Raw genomic sequence first — 19384 nt, 5'->3', positions numbered from 1 at the left:
TGCTGATTGGAGTCTTGCGGACTGAATCGATGCTGAATCGCCGGGCCGCCAAGCAAAAGGCCGCCCGGGCGGGGCGGCCTTCGGCCTGCGGCAGACGCGCGGTGGCTCCGCCTCAGTCGGCGTACTGGCCAGCGGCCTTGATGACCGGGCCCCACTTGGCGATCTCGGCCTCGACGAACTTCTTGTGCTCGGCCGGATTGACGCGGGCGTCATCGACGATGTCGGCGCCCAGGGCTTCTTCACGCTTGATGAAGTCGGCATCCTTCAGCGCCACCTTCATGGCCGCGTTGACCTTGTCCAGCACCGCTTTCGGGGTGCCCTTGGGCGCGTACAGGCCGTGCCAGATCGTGACGTTGAAGCCCTTCAGACCCGACTCGTTGAGCGTCGGCAGGTTCTTGAGGCTGTCGGTGCCCAGGCGCTTGTTCGTGGTGACGGCATAGGCCTTGACCTTGCCGGACGTGATCTGGCCAGTCGTGTTGGTGGTCTGGTCACACATCAGGTCGACCTGGCCGCCGATCAGGTCGGTCATGGCCGGGCCGGTGCCCTTGTACGGCACGGTGGTCATGTCGATCTTGATGCTCTGCTGGAACAGCAGACCGCACAGGTGCGAGGCCGATCCCAGACCGGCGTTGGCCAGATTGATCTTGCCCTTGTTGGCGTCGAGCCACTTGGTGAGGTCGGCGTAGTTGGTCGCCGGCAGGCTCGGACGGCCGATCAGCGTCATCGGCACTTCATTGATCAGGCCGAGGTATTCGAAATCGGTCAGCGCGTCGTACTGCATCTTGCGGTACAGCGCCGGCGCCGTGGCCATCGCGACGTGGGCCAGCAGCAGGGTGTAGCCGTCCGGGCTGGCCTTGGCGACCTTGGTGTGGCCGAGCGTGCCGCCAGCGCCGGCGACGTTCTCGATGATCACCTGCCCGCCCAGGGGCTTGCGCATGGCTTCGGCCAGATCGCGCGCCACCTTGTCCGTCGGGCCACCGGCCGCGAACGGCACGATGATCGTGACCGGCTTGTCACCGGGGTAGGTCTGGGCCGAGGCGCCCAGGGACAGGGCGGCCAGTGCGACGGCGGTGATCAGGTGCTTCATGGTGTCTCCAGTGACGCGGGAAGTCGAGGTTCCGGGTGAGTGCGCCGCATCCTAGCGGCAGTCCGAAGAGGATGCACTTCGGGAACTACGTAACGCACGGTGGTTCGTGCAGGCTGACCGCCCGTTCACCAGAAAGCGCGAGAAGCCCCGTCCTTCAGGGCGGGGAGGTAGAGCGCAGGCTCGCGCAGCGAGCCGTTGGCTTGGTGGATGAGTTTCCTGTGGCATGGTTGACTGGCTTTGTATACAGTATCGATCATGTCCATTCGAGCCTTCCGCTTCCAGTTGCGCCCCAAGCCCGGCACTGCGCACGCCTTGCGCCGGTTCGCTGGCGCGTGCCGCTGGGTGTGGAACCGGGCCATCGGCGAACAGCAGCGGCTGAGGGCGGCGGGCGAGAAGTTCTCGGGTTACGCGGTGATGTGCCGCTGGCTGACAGTGTGGCGCAACGACCCGGACACGGCGTGGCTGGCTGAAACGCCGGTGCAGACGCAGCAGCAAACGCTGAAGCGACTGGAGGCGAGCTACCGGCGCTTCTTCGAGGGCCAGGGCGGCTATCCCCGGTTTCGCGGGCGAGGCCAAGATGCCGGACTGCGGTTCCCGAAAGCCTCGGACTGCAAGCTCGACCTGGACAACCAGCGCCTGAAGCCACCGAAACTCGGCTGGGTGCGGATGCGCCAGTCGCAGCCTGTGCAGGGAGAGGTTCGGAACTGGACGCTGACACAGGAGCGGGGCCGCTGGTTCGTGTCGATCCAAGTTGAACAAGCTGACGTGATCCCGGCGGCGGGGCTGGTGCCGACGCTGGGGATCGATTTCGGGGTGACGCTGTTCGCCGCGACGACAGACGGGGAGTGCGTGGCGCCGCTGAATGCGTTGAAGCGGCAGCAGAAGTACCTGAAGCGCGTGCAGCGATCGGTGTCGCGCAAGGTGAAGGGGTCGAAGAACCGGCGCAAGGCGATCGACCGACTGGGCAGGGTGCATGCGCGGATCGTGGCGCAGCGCAGCGACTGGCTGCACAAGCTGACGACGCGGTGGGCGAACGAGCATCCGGTGATCGCGATCGAGGATCTGAAGGTGGCGGCGATGAGCGCCAGCGCCAAGGGCACGGCCACCGCACCAGGAAAGAAGCTGCGGCAGAAGGCGGGACTGAATCGCTCGATCCTGGATCAGGCGTGGGGCGAGGCACGGCGACAACTGGAATACAAGACCGCGGCCCGAGGTGGTGCAGTGGTGCCAGGGGACCCGGCGTACACGAGCCAGCGGTGCAGCGCCTGCGGGCACACCGCCAGAGAGAACCGGCCGACGCAAGCCCGCTTCGCGTGCGAAGCGTGCGGGCACAGCGAGAACGCGGACCTGAACGCCGCGAAGAACATATTGGCCGCGGGACACGCGGTCTGGGTCGCAAGGCCCGAAGCCTGTGGAGCGGAGGTCAGACGCGCCAGACCCGTGAGGGGACGACGCGCAGCCGCGAGGAAGCAGGAACCCGCCGAAGGCTCGGCCGCGCAAGCGGTCGCGCCCGCCGGAATCCCCGTCCTTTAGGGCGGGGAGGATGTCAATGGTAGCTGCGCCGGTCCTCGATCACCTTGCCGTCGTTGGGCAGGCTGCCTGCAGCAACGGGGACGATGTCCGCCCGCAGCTTGGTCACGTCGCGCACCGATTCCGCCACGCGTGCCGCCAGTCCTTCGGGGGGCGTGTCGCACTCGATGTGCAGCGTCATGCGGTCGTTGGCCATCTCGCCCTCGACCACCAGTCGGGCGCGGGTGATCTCGGGGTGGCGCCGCACCACGTCGGCCACCTGCGAGGGATGCACGAACATGCCGCGCACCTTCGTGGTCTGGTCGGCGCGGCCCATCCAGCCCTTGATGCGCGGTGCGGTGCGGCCGGTGGGGCAGCTTCCGGCCAGCACGGCCGAGAGGTCGCCCGTGCCGAAACGGATCAGCGGATAGTCGGGGTTGAGCGTCGTCACCACCAGTTCGCCGACTTCCCCGTCCGGCACCGGGTCACCCGTGCCGGGGCGCACGATCTCGACGATCACGCCTTCGTCGATCACCAGGCCTTCGCGGGCGGCGGTCTCGTAGGCGATCAGGCCCAGGTCGGCGGTGGCATAGCACTGGTAGCCTGCGATGCCGTGCTCGGCCAGCCAGTGGCGCAAGGACGGCGGGAATGCCTCGCCACTGACCAGCGCCTTGGTGATCGAGGACAGGTCGGCACCGGTTTCAGCGGTCTTCTCGACCATGATCTTCAGGAAGCTGGGCGTCCCGATGTAGCCCTGTGGACGCAGCTCCGACACCGCCTGCAGTTGCAGCTCGGTGTTGCCGACACCGCCGGGAAAGACGGTACAGCCCAGCGCATGCGCACCGGTTTCCATCATCGAACCCGCTGGCGTCAGGTGGTAGCTGAAGCTGTTGTGGATCAGGTCGCCCGCGCGGAAGCCTGCGGCGAAGATCGCGCGGGCCATGCGCCAGTAGTCGCTGCCGGCACCTTCCGGTTCGTAGATCGGTCCTGGTGACTGGAACACGCGGCGGGCGCCGGTGGCGGCGGGCTGGCCGGTCCAGCCAATCGCGGAGAAGCCGCCGAAGGCATCACGGCCGCGCAGGGTCTTCTGGCGTTCGAGCAGTTCGCTCTTGCGGGTGACGGGCAGCCGGGCCAGGGCCGCACGGCTGGTGATGCTGGCGCCATCGACGCCAGCCAGGATGGCGGCAAATGCCGGCGTGCGGCCAGCCGCGCGGGCGACCTGCTCCGGCAGGGCCGCAAATTGTGCAGCCTCGCGCAGGGCAGGGGCGCGGGTTTCCAGGGCGTCGTAGAACTCGCTCACGGCGCGAACCTTTCTTGGAGGGGGATGGGCGGGGAGGTACCGACAGCTCAGGCCAGCCAGCGCTTGCGGCGCTTGTAGCTCTTGTTGTCCTTGAAGCTCTTGCGGTCGCCGCCGCCCATGCCGAGGTAGAACTCCTTGACGTCCTCGTTCTCGCGCAGGGCCTTGGCTTCACCGTCCATCACGATGCGGCCGTTTTCCAGGATGTACCCGTAGTCCGAATAGCGCAGCGCGATGTTGGTGTTCTGTTCGGCGAGCAGGAAGGTGACCCCTTCCTTGGTGTTCAGATCCTTCACGATCTCGAACACCTCTTCCACGATCTGCGGCGCCAGGCCCATCGACGGCTCGTCCAGCAGCACCATCTTCGGGTTGGCCATCAGCGCGCGGCCGATGGCGCACATCTGCTGCTCGCCGCCCGAGGTGTAGGCGGCCTGGCTGGTGCGGCGGGTCTTCAGCCGGGGAAAGTAGTTGTAGACCTTCTCCAGCGTCTGCTCGATCGCCGCCTTGCCGTCCTTGCGGGTGTAGGCGCCGGTCATCAGGTTGTCCTCGATGCTCAGGTGCGCGAAGCAGTGCCGGCCTTCCATGACCTGCACCACCCCGCGGTTGACCATGTCGGAGGTGGAGAGCTTGTCGATGCGCTCTCCGCGCAGCTCGATCGAGCCCTTGGTGACATCGCCCCGCTCGCCCGCCAGCAGGTTGCTGATGGCGCGCAGCGTGGTCGTCTTGCCCGCGCCGTTGCCGCCCAGCAAGGCCACGACCTTGCCTTCGGGCACCTGCAGGGACACGCCCTTGAGCACGAGGATCACGTGGTTGTAGATCACCTCGATGCCGTTGACGTTCAGGAGAATGTTCGGAGTGCTCATGGGGCGTGTGTCACCTAGGGTTGCGGCGCAGGACGTTCAGCCAATCAGCCGATCAGGACTGGCAGTCTTCCGGCTTGCGGCGCTCGATCTTCTTCTCGGCGGCGTACTTGTCGGCGGCCGCACGGACCATCGGCTTGAGGATCATGTCGTCGGCCTGCAGCCAGTCGGAGGTGAAGTTCCACTTCTTGCCGTCCCAGGTGTGCACGCGCACCCAGCCGGCACCGACGTGGTCCTGGCAGCTGGTCGAGACCGGGCGCATCACGCCGGCGAAGCCCATGCCATCCAGCTTCTTCTGGTCGAGCGCGAGGTTCTCCAGACCCCAGCGGACCTGCTCGCCGGTCATGACCTTGCCCTTGCCGAAGCGTTCCTGGGCGCGCCTGACGCCTTCGACGCCCAGCATGGACGACAGCATGCCGCGCATGTAGAGCACCGAGCCGACCTCGTCCTTCGGCCCCGTGCCCTGGCTCTTGCCGTGGACCTTGGCGAGGATGTCCTGCACCACCTTGGCTTCAGGCTGTGCACCGTGCTGCATGGCGGCGGCGTTGTAGCCCTTGGCAGCGTCGCCGACGTCCTTCACGTCCGGCTCGGCGCCGGCCCACCACACGCCGTACATCTTCTCGCGCGGGTAGCCGGTGGCGACTGCTTCCTTCAGCGCGGTCGAGTTCATCACGCCCCAGCCCCACAGCATCACGTAGTCGGGACGGCTCTGGCGGATCTGCAGCCAGGTGGACTTCTGCTCCACGCCCGGTGCGGTCACCGGCAGCAGCTGCAGCTCGAAACCGTGGGTCCTGGCGCGTTCCTGGATCAGCGGGATCGGTTCCTTGCCGAACGGCGAGTCGTGGTAGACGAGGGTGATCTTCTTGCCCTTGAGCTTGTCGAGGCCGCCTTCCTTCTTGCCGATCTGCTGGATCAGCGCATCGGCGGCGATCCAGTAGGTGCCCAGCAGCGGGAAGTTCCACTTGAACACGCCGCCGTCGGCCGATTCGCTGCGGCCGTAGCCGGCGGTGATCAGCGGGATCTTGTCGTTGGGGGCTTTCTCGGTCAGCGCGAAGGTGATGCCGGTGGACAGCGGCTGGAACACGGTCGCGCCCTTGCCCTTCATGCGTTCGTAGCACTCGACGCCGCGGTCGGTGGCGTAGCCGGTCTCGCACTCCTCGAACGAGATCTTCACGCCGTTGATGCCGCCATTGGCGTTGACGAGCTTCAGGTAGTCCACATAGCCGTTGGCGAAGGGCACGCCGTTGGGGGCGTAGGGGCCCGTGCGGTACACCAGCACCGGGAAGAACTGCTCCTTGCCAGCCTGGGCGAAGGCGGCGGGTGCGGCGACAGCGCCTGCAACGGCTGCAACGATGGATGCAGCGAGGGCGAGTGACTTGAACTGGAGTTTCATGGCTGCCTCTGGGTGGTGGTGACGGTCAACGTCAGGTGGGACTGAGGTGGGACGGGACAGGTCAGTGCGGGAACGGCCACAGGCGGAGCTTTTCCTTGCCGATGGACCAGAGTCGGGCCAGCCCGTGCGGCTCGACGATCAGGAAGAACACGATCAGCGCGCCGAAGATCATCGACGTCAGGTGGGCGGCCAGCGCGGTGTCGATCGGGATGCCGAACAGCTGCGGCACGTTGTCCAGGAAGATCGGCAGCAGCACGATGAAGGCCGCGCCGAAGAAGCTGCCCATGATCGAGCCCAGCCCGCCGATGATCACCATGAACAGCAGCTGGAAGGAGCGGTCGATCGAGAAGGCCGCCGGCTCCCAGGAACCCAGGTGCACGAAGCCCCACAGGCCGCCAGCCACGCCGACGATGAAGCTCGACACCGCGAAGGCGGTCAGCTTGGCGTAGACCGGGCGGATGCCGATCACGGCGGCGGCCACGTCCATGTCGCGCATGGCCATCCACTCGCGGCCGATGTTGCTGCGCACCAGGTTCTTGGCCATCAGGCCGAACACGCACAGGAAGGCCAGGCAGAACAGGTACTTCTGCACCGGGGTCTCGATCGGCATGCCCAGCACCTGCAGGCCTGACACGCTGACCGAACCCGACGACGAATCGAGCGTGAACCACTTGATGCGCAGGAAGCTCCAGTCGATGAAGAACTGCGCCGCCAGCGTGGCCACTGCCAGGTACAGCCCCTTGATGCGCAGCGACGGGATGCCGAACAGCACGCCCAGCACCGTCGAGCAGGCCCCCCCCAGCAGCAGGGCCGGGATCAGCGGCATGCCGTCGATGCGGGCGAAGAAGTTGTAGGCCGCGTAGGCGCCGACCGCCATGAAGCCGCCGGTACCCAGCGAGATCTGGCCGCAGTAGCCCACCAGGATGTTGAGCCCGAGTGCCGCGAGCGACAGGATCAGGAAGGGGATCAGCACGGCCCGGAAGGTGTATTCCGAGGCCATGAAGGGCACGGCGATCGCAGCGAAGGCGATCAGTGCCAGCACGCCGAGGCGGTCCTGCGTGATCGGGAAGATCTGCTGGTCCGACGCGTAGCTGGTCTTGAACTGGCCGTTCTCACGGTAAAGCATGGATTTTTCTCCTCAGACGCGGTCGATGATCTTTTCGCCGAACAGCCCTTGCGGCCGCACCAGCAGGAAGATCAGCGCCAGGGCATAGGCAAACCAGATCTCGATGCCGCCGCCGACCATCGGGCCGATGTAGACCTCGGAGAGCTTCTCGCCGACGCCGATGATCAGCCCGCCGATGATCGCGCCGGGCACCGAGGTCAGCCCGCCCAGAATCACCACCGGCAGCGCCTTCAGCGCCACCAGCGACAGCGAGAACTGCACGCCGAGCTTGGAGCCCCAGATGATCCCGGCCACCAGCGCCACGAAGCCCGCCACCGACCAGACGATGACCCAGATGCGGTTCAGCGGGATGCCGATGGACTGTGCGGCCTGGTGGTCGTCGGCCACCGCGCGCAGGGCGCGGCCGGTCGAGGTGTACTGGAAGAACGCGGCCAGCACGGCCACCATCGTCGCGGCGATCAGCGCGGCGTAGAGGTCTTCCGACCCCACCAGCACGCCGCCCTGGAACACGGTCTCGAACAGGAAGATCGGGTCCTTGGGCAGGCCGACGTCGATCTTGTAGATGTCCGATCCGAACAGGGTCTGGCCGGCGCCGTCCAGGAAGTAGGTGATGCCGAGGGTGGCCATCAGCAGCGTGATGCCCTCCTGGTTCACCAGCTTGCCCAGCACGTAGCGCTCGATCACCCAGGCCACGATGACCATCACGCCCATGGCGCCGATGAACGCGAGGATGTTGCCGATGGTCTTGTTGTCGATGTGCAGCAGGGCCGGAATCCATTCGGCGAACCGCGCCATGGCGAGGGCCGCGAACAGCACCATGGCCCCTTGCGCGAAGTTGAAGACGCCGGACGCCTTGAAGATCAGCACGAAGCCGAGCGCGATCAGCGAATACAGCATGCCCGTCATCAGGCCGCCGATGAGTGCTTCGAGGAAAAATCCCACCTGATTAGCAACGATCCTCAGCATTCCCCCGAACGACCCGCTGAGCCCGAGGCTTGCACCGCGAGACATCGATGATGAGCCGAGCCACCAACTCGCGCAGGTCGAACCGACGGTTGAAGCGGTAGGCGAACGCTGCCAGGTAGCTGCTGGCGTACTTGGGGTACTTGAACGCATGGAACGCACCCGACAACGTCGTCTTCAGGTTGCCCAGCACCGTGTTGACCCAGGTGAACTCGGGCAGCTCGCGCGGCTTGCGCTGCCCCACCACGATCGGCGTGTGCAGACAGCCCGCGCTGGTGACCGCGGCGAAGCACCCCAGCCCGTCGCTGACCACCCGCGCTCCCGGCATCAGCGCCGCCTGCGCCCACTGGCCCACCGCCTCCAGCGTGAAGCCGCTCACCGGCGCGAGCTTGACGTACTGCGGATGCCCCTGGTCATTGACCGAGACCGCCGCCACGAACGGCACCTTGTTCTCCGAACCCCGACCCGCCTTGCCGCCGCTGCGCTCCCCGCCGAGGTAGGCATCGTCGAGCTGCACCGTGCCGTCGAGCCGGTGCTGGCTCTCCCGCTCGGCCATCGCGTGCATGATCTTCTGGTGCATCAGCCACGCCGTCGGGTAGCTCACGCCCACCTGCCGCTTGAGCGCCAGCGCCGACAGCCCCGTCTTGGCCTGGCTGAGCAGGTAGATCGCCAGGAACCACGTTCTCAGCGGCAGCTTGGTGCTCGCGAACAGGCTGCCCGCGGTCAGCGAAGTCTGGTGGCGGCAGCCGTTGCATTGATACAGCTTGCGTGCGCCCTGGCCCACCACGTAGTGCGCCGCAGTGCCGCAGCGCGGGCACTCGAAGCCCTGGGGCCAGCGTGCCTGCTTGACCGCCTCGGCGCATTGCTCTTCCGTGCCGAAGCTGCTCATGAACTCCGGCAGCGACATCCCTTGCTGGAACTGGATTCGGTTCATCGGCATGTGCTCGCTCCTGCGCTTTGTCTGCCTTCTACGCTACGCCTGATCGTCGGCTAGGGCCTTGCTGAAGATCATTGCTAATCAGGAAATCCCATGTCAGTGCTCCCGTGATCGTGGCGTTCAGTGGCTGGTGCCCAGATAGGCACTGATCACGTCTTCGTTGGCGCGGACTTCGTCCGGCGTGCCGTCCCCGATCTTCTTGCCGTAGTCCAGCACGACGACGCGGTCCGAGATGTCCATCACCACGCCCATGTCGTGCTCGATCAGCACGATGGTGGTGCCGAACTCCTCGTTGATGTCGAGCACGAAGCGGCACATGTCCTGCTTCTCCTCGACGTTCATGCCGGCCATCGGCTCGTCCAGCAGCAGCACCTGCGGCTCCATCGCCAGCGCGCGGCCCAGGTCGACGCGCTTCTGCAGGCCGTAGGGCAGCCGGCCGACGGGGGTCTTGCGGAAGGCCTGGATCTCGAGGAAGTCGATGATGTGCTCGACGAATTCCCGGTGCGCCGCTTCTTCGCGGGCGGCGGCACCCCAGCGGATCGCCTGCTGGAACAGGTTCGTGCGCATCTTCAGGTTGCGGCCGGTCATGATGTTGTCGATCACGCTCATGCCCTTGAACAGCGCCAGGTTCTGGAACGTGCGCGCCACGCCCATCTCGGCGACCTGCCGGCTGTTCATGTGGCTGAAGGTCTGGCCGCGGAAGCTGATCTTGCCTTCCTGCGGGGTGTAGACGCCGTTGATGCAGTTCAGCATCGAGCTCTTGCCCGCGCCGTTCGGCCCGATGATGGCGCGCACCTCGTGCTCGCGCACGTTGAAGCTGATGTCGGTCAGCGCCTTGACGCCGCCGAAGCGCAGGCTGATGTTGGCGACGTCGAGGATGACGTCACCGATGTTCTTGTCGCTGGTGTTGGCGGACATTCAGGCAGCCCTCCGGACGGCGGGAAAGGTCTTCGTGTCGATGATCTTCAGCGTCGCCGAGACGCTGCCGCTGCGGCCGTCCTCGAACTTGACGGCGGTCTCGATGAACTGCTCGGACTTGCCGCCGTACATCGCGTCGATCAGCACCTTGTACTTGTCGGCGATGGCGCCGCGCTTGACCTTGCGGGTGCGGGTCATTTCGCCGTCGTCGGCGTCGAGTTCCTTGTGCAGCACGAGCACGCGGTGGATCTGGCTGCCGGCGAGCATCTCGTCCTGCGCCAGGTCGGCGTTGGTCTGCTCGACGCACGCGCGCATCATCTCCAGCACCTCGGGCTTGCCCGCGAGGTCCGCGTAGCCGGCGTAGGGCAGGTTGCGCCGCTCGGCCCAGTTGCCGACCGCTTCCATGTCGATGTTGATGAAGGCGCAGACCCGGTCGCGCTTGTCGCCGAAGGCCACCGCCTCCTTGATGAAGGGGAAGAACTTCAGCTTGTTCTCGACGTACTTCGGAGCAAACATCGCGCCGTCGTGCGCACCGCCCTGGAGCCGGCCGACGTCCTTGGCGCGGTCGATGATCTTCAGGTGGCCGTGGGCGTCGATGAAACCGGCGTCGCCGCTGTGGTACCAGCCGTCCTTGGTCAGCACCTCTTCGGTCGCCTTGGGGTTCTTGTAGTACTCCTTCAGCAGCCCCGGCGACTTGATCATGATCTCGCCGGAGTCGGCCAGCTTGATCTCCACGCCGTCGCAGGGCACGCCTACCGTGTCGGCGCGCGCTTCATGGTCGGGCTGCAGGCAGACGAACACGGCGGTCTCGGTCGAGCCGTAGAGCTGCTTCAGGTTGACGCCGATCGAGCGGTAGAAAGTGAACAGGTCCGGGCCGATCGCCTCGCCGGCGGTGTAGGCCACGCGCACCCGGCTGAAGCCCAGCGAGTTGCGCAGCGGGCCGTAGATGCACAGGTCGCCGACCGCGTACTTCAGCTTGTCGAACAGGCCGACCGGCTTGCCGTCCATCAGCGCCGGGCCGACCTGCTTGGCATGCGCCATGAAGGACTTGAACAGGCTCTTCTTGAGGCCGCCGGCGTCTTCCATGCGGATCGTGACGCTGGTCAGCAGGCCTTCGAACACCCGGGGTGGCGCGAAGTAGTAGGTCGGGCCGATCTCCTTCAGGTCGATCGTCGTGGTCGCCGCCGATTCGGGGCAGTTCACCACATAGCCGCAGACCAGCCACTGCGCGTAGCTGAAGATGTTCTGGCCGATCCAGGCCGGCGGCAGGTAGGCGAGCACCTCTTCGCTGCTGGTCAGCTTGTCGAAGGTGGCGCCCGCCTGTGCGCGGTCGGTCAGCGAGCCGTGGGTGTGGACGACGCCCTTGGGATTGCCGGTCGTGCCCGAGGTGAAGAACATCGAGGCCACGTCCTCCGGACGCACGGTCTCGATCGACTTCTCGAAGAAGTTGGCGTTCTGGCGCTCGTAGGCGTCACCGGCGGCGAGCAGCTCGTCGACCGAGGCCAGGCCCGGCTCGCTGTACTTGCGCAGGCCGCGCGGATCGTCGAACCAGATGCGCGTCAGCAGCGGGCACTGGTCCCGGATTTCCAGCAGCTTGTCGACCTGCTCCTGGTCCTCGACCACGGCGAAGACCACTTCGGCGTTGTTCAGCGGGAAGACACACTCGGGGCCGGTGGCATCCTGGTACAGCGGAATCGGGATCGCCCCCAGGCTCTGCGCCGCCAGCATCGTCATCGTCAGGCGCGGGCGGTTGTCGCCGATCACCACGAGGTGCTGGCCACGCTGCAGGCCGGCTGCCGCCAGACCGCCGGCCATGCGGCGGACCTGCGCGGTCAGTGCTTTCCAGCTCAGGGTCTGCCAGATGCCGTATTCTTTTTCTCGCAGGGCCGGCGCATCGGGTCGGCGCTGGGCATGGTCCAGCAGCAGGCGCGGAAATGTCGTGGTCACCACGCGTCTCCTCGGGTTGTGGGGGAAGGGTGAAAAGTGGAGCAGTGCAAGAGAAAAGGCGTCTGAGCCGGTTCGTTGTGGTGCATCGTATGCCCGGGTTTGACGTCAGGATGTCAACCTGACGACAATCCTAGGGACATTCCCAAGCGGAGTTTCCCGTTCTGGAGGAGATCTGGATGAGCCTGACCGCCCTGCGCGAGCGCTCGCGCCTGCCCACCGGGCGCGAGATTGCCGAAATCCCGTGGCTGGCGCAGCTCGCACCGGCGCACCGGCAGCTGGCGCTGGCGTCCCTGCGTTCGGTGCAGGCCGATCCCGGGGAGTACATCTGCCGGGTCGGCCGGCCGGCGACCTACTGGTTCGGCGTCATCGATGGATTGCTCAAGATGAGCAGCGACAACATCATGGGCACGCCGATCACCTTCACCGGCGTGCCCCCTGGCGCCTGGTTCGGCGAGGGCACGCTGCTCAAGGGCGAGCCTTACCGCTACAACATCGAGGCCCTGCGCCGCACGGTGGTGGCGGGTGTGCCGGTCGAGGTGTTCCACGAGTTGCTGGAACACAGCCTGCCGTTCAACCGTTTCGTGCTCAACCAGCTCAACGAGCGGCTCGGCCAGTTCATCGCCGCGCGCGAGATCGACCGCATCAATGACCCGGACTCGCGGGTCGCGCGCAATCTGTCGGCGCTGTTCCACCCGGTGCTGTACCCGGGCGTGGGCGAGGTGCTGCGCATCACGCAGCAGGAGCTGGGCTACCTGGTCGGGCTGTCGCGCCAGCGGGTCAACGAGGCGCTGCGCGTGCTGCAGGCGCGGCAGCTGATCCGCATCGAGTATGGCGGTCTGCGGGTGCTGGACCTGGTCGGGCTGCGCGCCTACGGACCGCTCAGCGCGTCACCGCTGCCGCCTGACCCGGACTGAGCCCGGGCTGCGTCCTGCGTCAAGTTCAGCCGGCAGGCGTCGACAACGAACCTGAACCCGTGCCATGCGGGTTCGCCGTGGGCGCGGGGGGGCGGAGGTTCCCGCGCAGGTCGAGACTGCATGTCACGTTGTCGTTCGTTGTTCCGGAGGTGTGCCGTGGTGGTGGGTCGCTGGCTGGCGGTCCTGCTGGCCGGGTGCCTGCTGGTGGCGGCTGCCCGTGCCGAACGGCCGGTCCGTGCGCCGGGCATTGCGGTGCTGGAGACACGGCAGACCGAGGTCGATGTCTGGCCGCTGCTGTCCGTGCTGACCGAGGAGCGCGCGGTCTGGACGCTGCCCGACGTGCTCGCCCGCCTGTCCGAGCGCCGTCCGCCGCAGGTGCCGACCTCGAATTTCGGCGAATTCGGCGGCGTGGCCTGGCTGGTCTGGGACGTGGAGGTGACGCAGTCCGCCGCGGGTGAGTGGTTGCTGGATGTCGGCTATCCCGCGCTCGACCACGCCGACCTGTACGTCCTGCGCGAGGACCGGCTGACGGCACAACTCCGCAACGGCGACTGGCTGCGCCTGTCGGAGCGGCCGCTGCCGACCCGCACCCATGTGATGCCGCTGAACCTGTCGGCCGGCCGGTACCTGATGGTGCTGCGGGTGCAGACCTCCGGCAGCATGATCGTGCCCGTGCGGCTGACGACACCCCAGCAGCGCCAGATGCGCGAGGAACGGGTGCAGATGCTGCAAGGTCTGGCGACGGGCGTGATGCTGTCGCTGCTGATCTACAGCCTGGCGCAGTGGTACAGCCTGCGCGACCGGATGTTCGCCTACTACGCGCTCGGGGTCGGCGGGGTGGGTATCTTCCAGTTCTCCTTCCAGGGCATGGGCATGCAGCACGTCTGGGGCAACGCGCTGTGGGTGTCGGAGCTGCTGCCGCCGGCCTGCATCCTGGTGGGGGTCATCGGTGCCTTCCTGTTCATCGACCGGGCGCTGGAGATCCGGAGCACCTCGCCCTGGCTGTCCCGGCTGATGCGCGGCGGGGCGCTGGTCTGCACGGTGGCGCTGGTGCTGCTGCTCGCAGGCGTGATCAGCTACCGCGACGCGCAGCGGATCTCGAAGCTGATGGGCCAGGTGCCCACCATCCTGGCATTGCCGATCGCCTGGCGGCGCTGGCGCCGCGGGGACCGGGCGACCGGCTACATCCTGATCGGCTGGGGGGTCTACACGGCGGGCGTGGTCGTGCTGGCGCTGCTGATCAGCGGCCGGATTCCTGCCACCCCCGTGACGATGCACGTGTTCCAGGTGGCTTCGCTGGCCGAGATGGTGATGTGGCAGGTGGTGATGGGCATCCGGATGGATACCCTGCGCCGCGCCGCCGAGCAGGACCGGCACGACGGCGAACGCCTGCGCCGCCTGGCGGACACCGATGCGCTGACCGGCGTGCTGAACCGGCGGGGGCTGCAGGGCGCAGTGGTGCCGATGCTGCAGCGGGCCCGTCCTGATGCGCTGGTGGGGGTTTACCTGATCGATCTGGACGGCTTCAAGCCGGTCAACGACCGCCACGGCCACCACGCGGGTGACTCGGTGCTGATCGAGATCGCGGCCCGGCTGGGCATGCAGATCCGGCAGGCGGATCTGGTGGCGCGCATCGGTGGCGACGAGTTCGTGGTGGTGGTGGGCGAGTTGCGCGACGAGGACGCGGCGGTACGCATCGGCGACAAGCTGCTGCAGTCGGTGCAGGCCCCGGTCTCGCTGGAGGGGGGCGCCTGCAGCGTGGGGGCGACCATCGGCTTTGCGCTGTCCCCGACCGACGGCACCGACGTCGGCCATCTGCTGGCGCAGGCCGACCAGGCCCTGTATGCCGGCAAGCTGGCCGGCAAGCGGCAACTGCGGCGCGCTGGCTAGTGCACGAAACCGATCGGCGTGCGCTTGCCCGCACCGCTGTCGGGCAGGTCCGCCTGCACGATCGTGGTGCGCCGTGCCAGCTTGGCATTGCCGAAGGCGGTCATCCAGGCGCGGCGCATCTCGCGCGGCGCCATCTCGGCGAAACGCTCCAGCACCGCCTCCGACGGCGTGTCGTCGAAGCGTCTGCCCCACTCGTGCGCGGCGCGGATGCCGGCGTACAGCCGCAGCGCGATGCGACGGGCGGCGTCCGCGTCCGGCATCGGCACCTCGTAGACGTTCATCCGGTTGAGGATGGGCTCGGGGATGGCGCGCTCGTCGTTGGCGGTGGCGACCCAGATCACCTGGCTGGCGTCGATCGGGACTTCGGCGAACTCGTCGGTGAAGCTGTGCGCGGTGTCGTGCTCCAGCAGGCTGTAGAGCGAGCCGAGCGGGTCATAGGCGTGTTCGCCGCCGGCCTTGTCGATCTCGTCCACGACGATCAGCGGGTTGGCGTAGGCGCCGTCCACCAGCGTCTCGAACACCTTGCCCGGCCGCGCGCCCTTCCACTGGCTCGACGCGCCCGAGAGCACCCAGCCGGCGGTGAGCGAGCTCATTGAGACGAAGCCCATGCCGGTGCCCAGCAGTTGCGACAGTTCGCGGGCGAAGTGGGTCTTGCCCACGCCCGGCGGGCCGAGCAGCAGCATGGGCGTGATCTCCAGCGCATCGCCGCTGTCCTCGCACAGGGCGAGCTGGCGGCGCACGTCGTCGAGCACGGGGTGGAAGTTGGGCAGCTCGTCGTAGAGGTGGTCCATCACCGGCAGGCCGGAGGGCTTGACCTGGAAGCGTTCCGGGCCTTTTTCCAGCATGCGTTCATAGGTGGAGCGCAGCTGTTCGTGGTCCTTGGACACCAGCCGGGTCAGGCGGCGTTCGACCTCGTCGAGGCGGTAGAGGTGTCGCATCCGCGCGATGGGGATGGCGCTCGAACGGCCGAGGTCGGCGCAGACGAGATCGGTGCAGCGTTGGCTCATGCAAACCTCCGGAAGACACGTCAGGGGTGGGGGGCACCCGTGGTGACTAGCATGCCGCAAGCCAGGTACAGCGCACAGCGGGGAAGCACCCGCAACCGCGGGTAGTTCTGCCGACCGGACCGGGGGAAGCCCCCCCGCGCTTCAGCTTTGGGCCCATCTGCCGAAACCGGAAGACGTTCCCTGATGGACGTTTCCTGATTCTGGAAGGCTCTGAATGACGGTCTGGTGCCGAATCTGGTGTGCGCGGCCGATCCGGGCGCTGCGGCACTGGCGGCGGATGTGGCTGCTGGCGTGCAGCCTCGTCTGCCTGTCGGCGCTGGCGGCCGAGCGCTTGGCGCAAGCGCCGATCGTGCTGAGCGACCGGCACCAGCCGATCAATGTCTGGCCAGCGGTGTCGGTGCTGTACGACGAGCGCAGGCAGTGGACACTCGACGAGGTGCGCACGCGCCTGCCGCAGCGGGAGCGGCCCATGGTGCCCGCCGCCAATTTCGGGGAACGACGGGGTGCCGTCTGGCTGGTCTGGGAGATCGAGCTTCGGTCGTCCGCGCTCGGCACCTGGCTGCTCGACGTGGGCAATCCCCAGCTGGATCTGGTGGATCTGCAGGTGCTGCACGATGGCCGGCCGCTGCCGGAAGCCGCCCAGCGCGCGGGCGACGCGCGCCCCTTGTCCTGGCGCGCCCTGCCGACCCGCACGCATGTCCTGCCGCTGGATCTGGCCCCCGGCCGCTACACGCTGGTGCTGCGCGTGGCCAGCGAGGGCACCGTCATCGCGCCCATCCGCTTCGTCACCCCGGATGTCTACCACCAGGGCGAAGACCGCGTGCAGCTGGTGCAGGGCATCTCCACCGGCGTGATGCTGTGCCTGCTGCTGTACAGCCTCACCCAGTGGTTCAGCCTGCGGGACGCGCTGTTTCTCTATTACGGCCTCAGCGTGTTCGGCATCGGGCTCTACCTGTTCTCCTACAACGGGCTCGGGTTGCAGCACCTCTGGGGCGAGCATGTCTGGGTCTCGGCGGTGCTGTCGCCCGCCTGCGTGCTGCTGAGCGCGCTGGGTGCGTTCCTGTTCATCGACCGGGTGCTGGACATCCGCGGCCTGTCACCGCTGATGTCCCGGGTGATGCATGCCGGGGCTTGGGCTGCGGCGGTCTCGGTCGCGCTGCTGCTGACGGACGTCATCGGCTACCGCAGCGCACAGCAGATGGCCAAGCTCATGGGCCAGCTGCCGATGTTCCTGGCCTTGCCGTTTGCCTGGATGCGCTGGCGCCAGGGAGACCGCGCCGCCGCCTATGTCTTTGTGGGCTGGGCACTCTATGCCGTGGGCGGCGTGACGATGGCCCGGCTGGTGAACGGGCAGGTGCCGGCCACGGTCTACACCATGCATGCCTTGCAGGTCGGATCGCTCGTGGAGATGGTGCTGTGGCTGCTGGTGATGGGGATGCGGGTCGAGCAGCTGCGTGGTGCCGCCGAACGTGCCACCCGCGACAGCGATCGCCTGCGCCAGCTGGCCGACACCGATGCGCTCACCGGCCTGCTCAACCGGCGCGGTCTGCACGGGGCGGTGTTGCCGCTGCTGGCACGGGCCCATCCGGACCGGCAGGTCGCGCTCTACCTGATCGACCTGGACGGGTTCAAGCAGATCAACGACCGCCTGGGCCATGACGCGGGCGACGCGGTGCTGGTCGAAGCGGGTGTCCGGCTGCGCCGGCAGGTGCGCGAAACCGACCTGGCCGCGCGCACCGGCGGTGACGAGTTCGTCGTGCTGGTCAGCGACCTGCCGGACGACGCCGCCGCCCGGCGCATCGGCACGGCGCTGCAGCAGGCGCTGGTGGCGCCGATGCTGCTGCGCGCAGGGCCCTGCGTGGTCGGGGCGACCATCGGCTACGCGCTGTCGCCGGTGGATGGCTGGGACGTGGTCGAGCTGATGCGGCGGGCCGACCAGGCGATGTACCTGGGCAAGCAGGCTGGCAAGGGACAGGTGCGCCGTCTGGCGCCAGCCTGAGCCCGGGCGGGTGCGGGTCCCTGCGGGTGGACGCTGCACCTGCCGCGCGACATACTCGGCGCCGCCTGGTTCGAAGGAGTTCCCATGGCCGATCTGCCGCGCACGGTGTCTTCCCGCTCCCGACGTGTCGGGGCCTTTGTCCTGCTGGTGGCCACGCGCAAAGGCGCGTGGATCCTGCACGGTGACGCGAAACGCCAGACCTGGCGCGTCGACGGCCCGCACTTCCTCGGCCACACGATCAGCCACCTGGTGCTCGATCCGCGCGACGGGCAGACCCTGCTCGCCGCGGCCCGCACCGGCCACCTCGGCCCGACCGTGTTCCGCTCCACCGACTTCGGCCACACCTGGACCGAGGCCGCCCGCCCGCCGGCGTTCGCCAAGGCCCCGGCCGGCCAGACGGGGCGCGTCGTCGACCACACGTTCTGGCTCACGCCCGGCATCGCCAGCGAGCCCGGCGTCTGGTATGCCGGCACCTCGCCGCAGGGGCTCTTCCGCTCGGAGGACGGCGGCGTCACCTGGGCGCCGTTTTCCACGCTGAACGACGACCCGCAGTTCCGCGAGTGGATGGGCACCGTGCAGGACGGCACCCCGGACGGCCCCAAGCTGCACTCGATCCTCGTGGACCCGCGCGACGGCCGGCACCTCTGGATCGCCATGTCCGGCGGCGGTGTCCACGAGAGCACCGATGGCGGCCAGAGCTGGACCCCATGCGTCGGTGGCATGGCCGTGGTCGAGGGCTTCGATCCGGCCGTCGTCACCTTCCACGATCCGCACTGCGTGCGGCTGTGCCCGAGCCGGCCGGACCGGCTCTACCAGCAGAACCACTGCGGCATCTACCGGCTCGACCAGCCCGCCAGGGACTGGGTCTCGATCGGCGCCGGCATGCCGGCCAAGGTCGGCAGCATCGGCTTCCCGATGGTGGTGCACCCGCGCGACGCCGACACCGCCTGGGTCTTTCCGATGGATGGCAGCACGGTCTGGCCCCGCACCAGCCCGCAGGGCAAGCCGGCCGCCTACGTCACGCGCAACGCTGGCCGGACCTGGCAGCGCCAGGATGCCGGTTTTCCGCGCCAGCAGGCCTGGTGGACGGTGAAGCGCCAGGCGATGTGCGCCGATGCGGGCGATCCGGTGGGGCTGTACCTGGGCACGACCAGCGGCGAACTCTGGCTCAGCCGTGACGAGGGTGCCGCGTGGGCGCCACTGATGGCGCACCTGCCGGAGATCTACGCGCTCGACGTGGTGGCTCTACGGTGACGGCGATGAAGGTGCTGATCCCGTCGGCGCTGCAGTCCTACACCGGGGCGGCGCTCGTTGATGGCGCGGGCGGCACGCTGGGCGCCGTGCTGGACGGCCTGGAGGCGCGGTATCCGGGCCTGCGCTTCCGCATCGTCGATGAACAGGAGCGCATCCGCCCGCATCTGCGGGTCTTCGTCAACGGGCGGCCGCTGTTCGACCTGAACGCGCCATTGCCGCCGACCGAGCAGATCAACTTCGTGCTGGCGCTGAGCGGCGGGTGATGCCCCGCCCGCGTCTGCGC

At 67.7% G+C, this 19384-nt stretch carries 16 protein-coding genes; 6 read left to right on the top strand and 10 right to left on the bottom strand.

Annotation, left to right across the window (positions count from 1 at the left end):
* Nucleotides 1-112: 112 nt before the first annotated feature.
* Nucleotides 113-1087, bottom strand: a complete 975-nt coding sequence (locus BDD16_RS03490; RefSeq protein WP_179632664.1) for a tripartite tricarboxylate transporter substrate-binding protein — start codon at nucleotides 1085-1087, stop codon at nucleotides 113-115.
* Nucleotides 1088-1342: 255 nt separating this feature from the next.
* Here BDD16_RS03490 and BDD16_RS03485 point away from each other — a divergent pair, with 255 nt between their 5' ends.
* On the top strand, nucleotides 1343-2620 hold the full coding sequence (locus BDD16_RS03485; protein ID WP_179632663.1) for an RNA-guided endonuclease InsQ/TnpB family protein: 1278 nt from the start codon (nucleotides 1343-1345) through the stop codon (nucleotides 2618-2620).
* A 13-nt stretch (nucleotides 2621-2633) separates the two neighbouring features.
* On the opposite strand, the gene BDD16_RS03480 is transcribed toward BDD16_RS03485, so the two are convergent.
* From BDD16_RS03480 to BDD16_RS03445, 8 genes are all read right to left on the bottom strand, one after another.
* Nucleotides 2634-3896 carry a phenylacetate--CoA ligase family protein gene (locus tag BDD16_RS03480; protein WP_179632662.1) on the bottom strand — a complete coding sequence of 421 codons (1263 nt, stop codon included), beginning with the start codon at nucleotides 3894-3896 and terminating at the stop codon, nucleotides 2634-2636.
* Nucleotides 3897-3943: 47 nt separating this feature from the next.
* On the bottom strand, nucleotides 3944-4756 hold the full coding sequence (locus BDD16_RS03475; RefSeq protein WP_179632661.1) for an ABC transporter ATP-binding protein: 813 nt from the start codon (nucleotides 4754-4756) through the stop codon (nucleotides 3944-3946).
* Between the two features lie 52 nt (nucleotides 4757-4808).
* The gene (locus BDD16_RS03470) at nucleotides 4809-6146 is read right to left on the bottom strand and encodes an ABC transporter substrate-binding protein (protein ID WP_179632660.1); all 1338 of its coding nucleotides are present in this window, start codon (nucleotides 6144-6146) and stop codon (nucleotides 4809-4811) included.
* A gap of 61 nt (nucleotides 6147-6207) precedes the next feature.
* The gene (locus BDD16_RS03465) at nucleotides 6208-7272 is read right to left on the bottom strand and encodes a branched-chain amino acid ABC transporter permease (RefSeq protein ID WP_179632659.1); all 1065 of its coding nucleotides are present in this window, start codon (nucleotides 7270-7272) and stop codon (nucleotides 6208-6210) included.
* Nucleotides 7273-7284: 12 nt separating this feature from the next.
* On the bottom strand, nucleotides 7285-8214 hold the full coding sequence (locus BDD16_RS03460) for a branched-chain amino acid ABC transporter permease (RefSeq protein WP_179632658.1): 930 nt from the start codon (nucleotides 8212-8214) through the stop codon (nucleotides 7285-7287).
* A 4-nt stretch (nucleotides 8215-8218) separates the two neighbouring features.
* Nucleotides 8219-9175 carry an IS1595 family transposase gene (locus BDD16_RS03455; RefSeq protein WP_179632657.1) on the bottom strand — a complete coding sequence of 319 codons (957 nt, stop codon included), beginning with the start codon at nucleotides 9173-9175 and terminating at the stop codon, nucleotides 8219-8221.
* Nucleotides 9176-9292: 117 nt separating this feature from the next.
* On the bottom strand, nucleotides 9293-10090 hold the full coding sequence (locus BDD16_RS03450; RefSeq protein ID WP_179632656.1) for an ABC transporter ATP-binding protein: 798 nt from the start codon (nucleotides 10088-10090) through the stop codon (nucleotides 9293-9295).
* A complete protein-coding gene (locus BDD16_RS03445) occupies nucleotides 10091-12037 on the bottom strand; it encodes an AMP-dependent synthetase/ligase (RefSeq protein WP_179632655.1) in 1947 nt (648 codons plus the stop codon). It abuts the gene before it with no gap.
* A 176-nt stretch (nucleotides 12038-12213) separates the two neighbouring features.
* On the opposite strand from BDD16_RS03445, the gene BDD16_RS03440 reads away from it, so the two are divergent.
* Entirely contained in the window at nucleotides 12214-12951 is a 738-nt protein-coding gene (locus BDD16_RS03440; protein WP_179632654.1) for a Crp/Fnr family transcriptional regulator, read from the top strand.
* A gap of 156 nt (nucleotides 12952-13107) precedes the next feature.
* Complete coding sequence (locus tag BDD16_RS03435) at nucleotides 13108-14841, top strand: diguanylate cyclase (RefSeq protein ID WP_179632653.1); 1734 nt, start codon at nucleotides 13108-13110, stop codon at nucleotides 14839-14841.
* Here BDD16_RS03435 and BDD16_RS03430 read toward each other — a convergent pair.
* Nucleotides 14838-15848, bottom strand: a complete 1011-nt coding sequence (locus BDD16_RS03430; RefSeq protein ID WP_179632652.1) for an AAA family ATPase — start codon at nucleotides 15846-15848, stop codon at nucleotides 14838-14840. The genes BDD16_RS03435 and BDD16_RS03430 overlap by 4 nt on opposite strands.
* Before the next feature lie 214 nt (nucleotides 15849-16062).
* Here BDD16_RS03430 and BDD16_RS03425 point away from each other — a divergent pair, with 214 nt between their 5' ends.
* The 3 genes from BDD16_RS03425 to BDD16_RS03415 all read left to right on the top strand — a co-directional run bounded on the left by BDD16_RS03425 (nucleotide 16063) and on the right by BDD16_RS03415 (nucleotide 19364).
* On the top strand, nucleotides 16063-17847 hold the full coding sequence (locus tag BDD16_RS03425; RefSeq protein ID WP_179632651.1) for a diguanylate cyclase: 1785 nt from the start codon (nucleotides 16063-16065) through the stop codon (nucleotides 17845-17847).
* Between the two features lie 84 nt (nucleotides 17848-17931).
* Nucleotides 17932-19101: a WD40/YVTN/BNR-like repeat-containing protein gene (locus BDD16_RS03420; protein ID WP_179632650.1), complete on the top strand. Its 1170-nt coding sequence runs from the start codon at nucleotides 17932-17934 to the stop codon at nucleotides 19099-19101.
* 5 nt (nucleotides 19102-19106) lie between these two features.
* The gene (locus BDD16_RS03415; RefSeq protein WP_179632649.1) at nucleotides 19107-19364 is read left to right on the top strand and encodes a MoaD/ThiS family protein; all 258 of its coding nucleotides are present in this window, start codon (nucleotides 19107-19109) and stop codon (nucleotides 19362-19364) included.
* Nucleotides 19365-19384 lie beyond the last annotated feature (20 nt).

This window comes from Sphaerotilus montanus, from assembly GCF_013410775.1.
In the GTDB taxonomy this organism is placed as follows: domain Bacteria; phylum Pseudomonadota; class Gammaproteobacteria; order Burkholderiales; family Burkholderiaceae_C; genus Sphaerotilus; species Sphaerotilus montanus.
The sequence above is the reverse complement of the archived record's forward strand: the minus strand, read 5'-3'. Positions and strand labels throughout refer to the sequence as shown.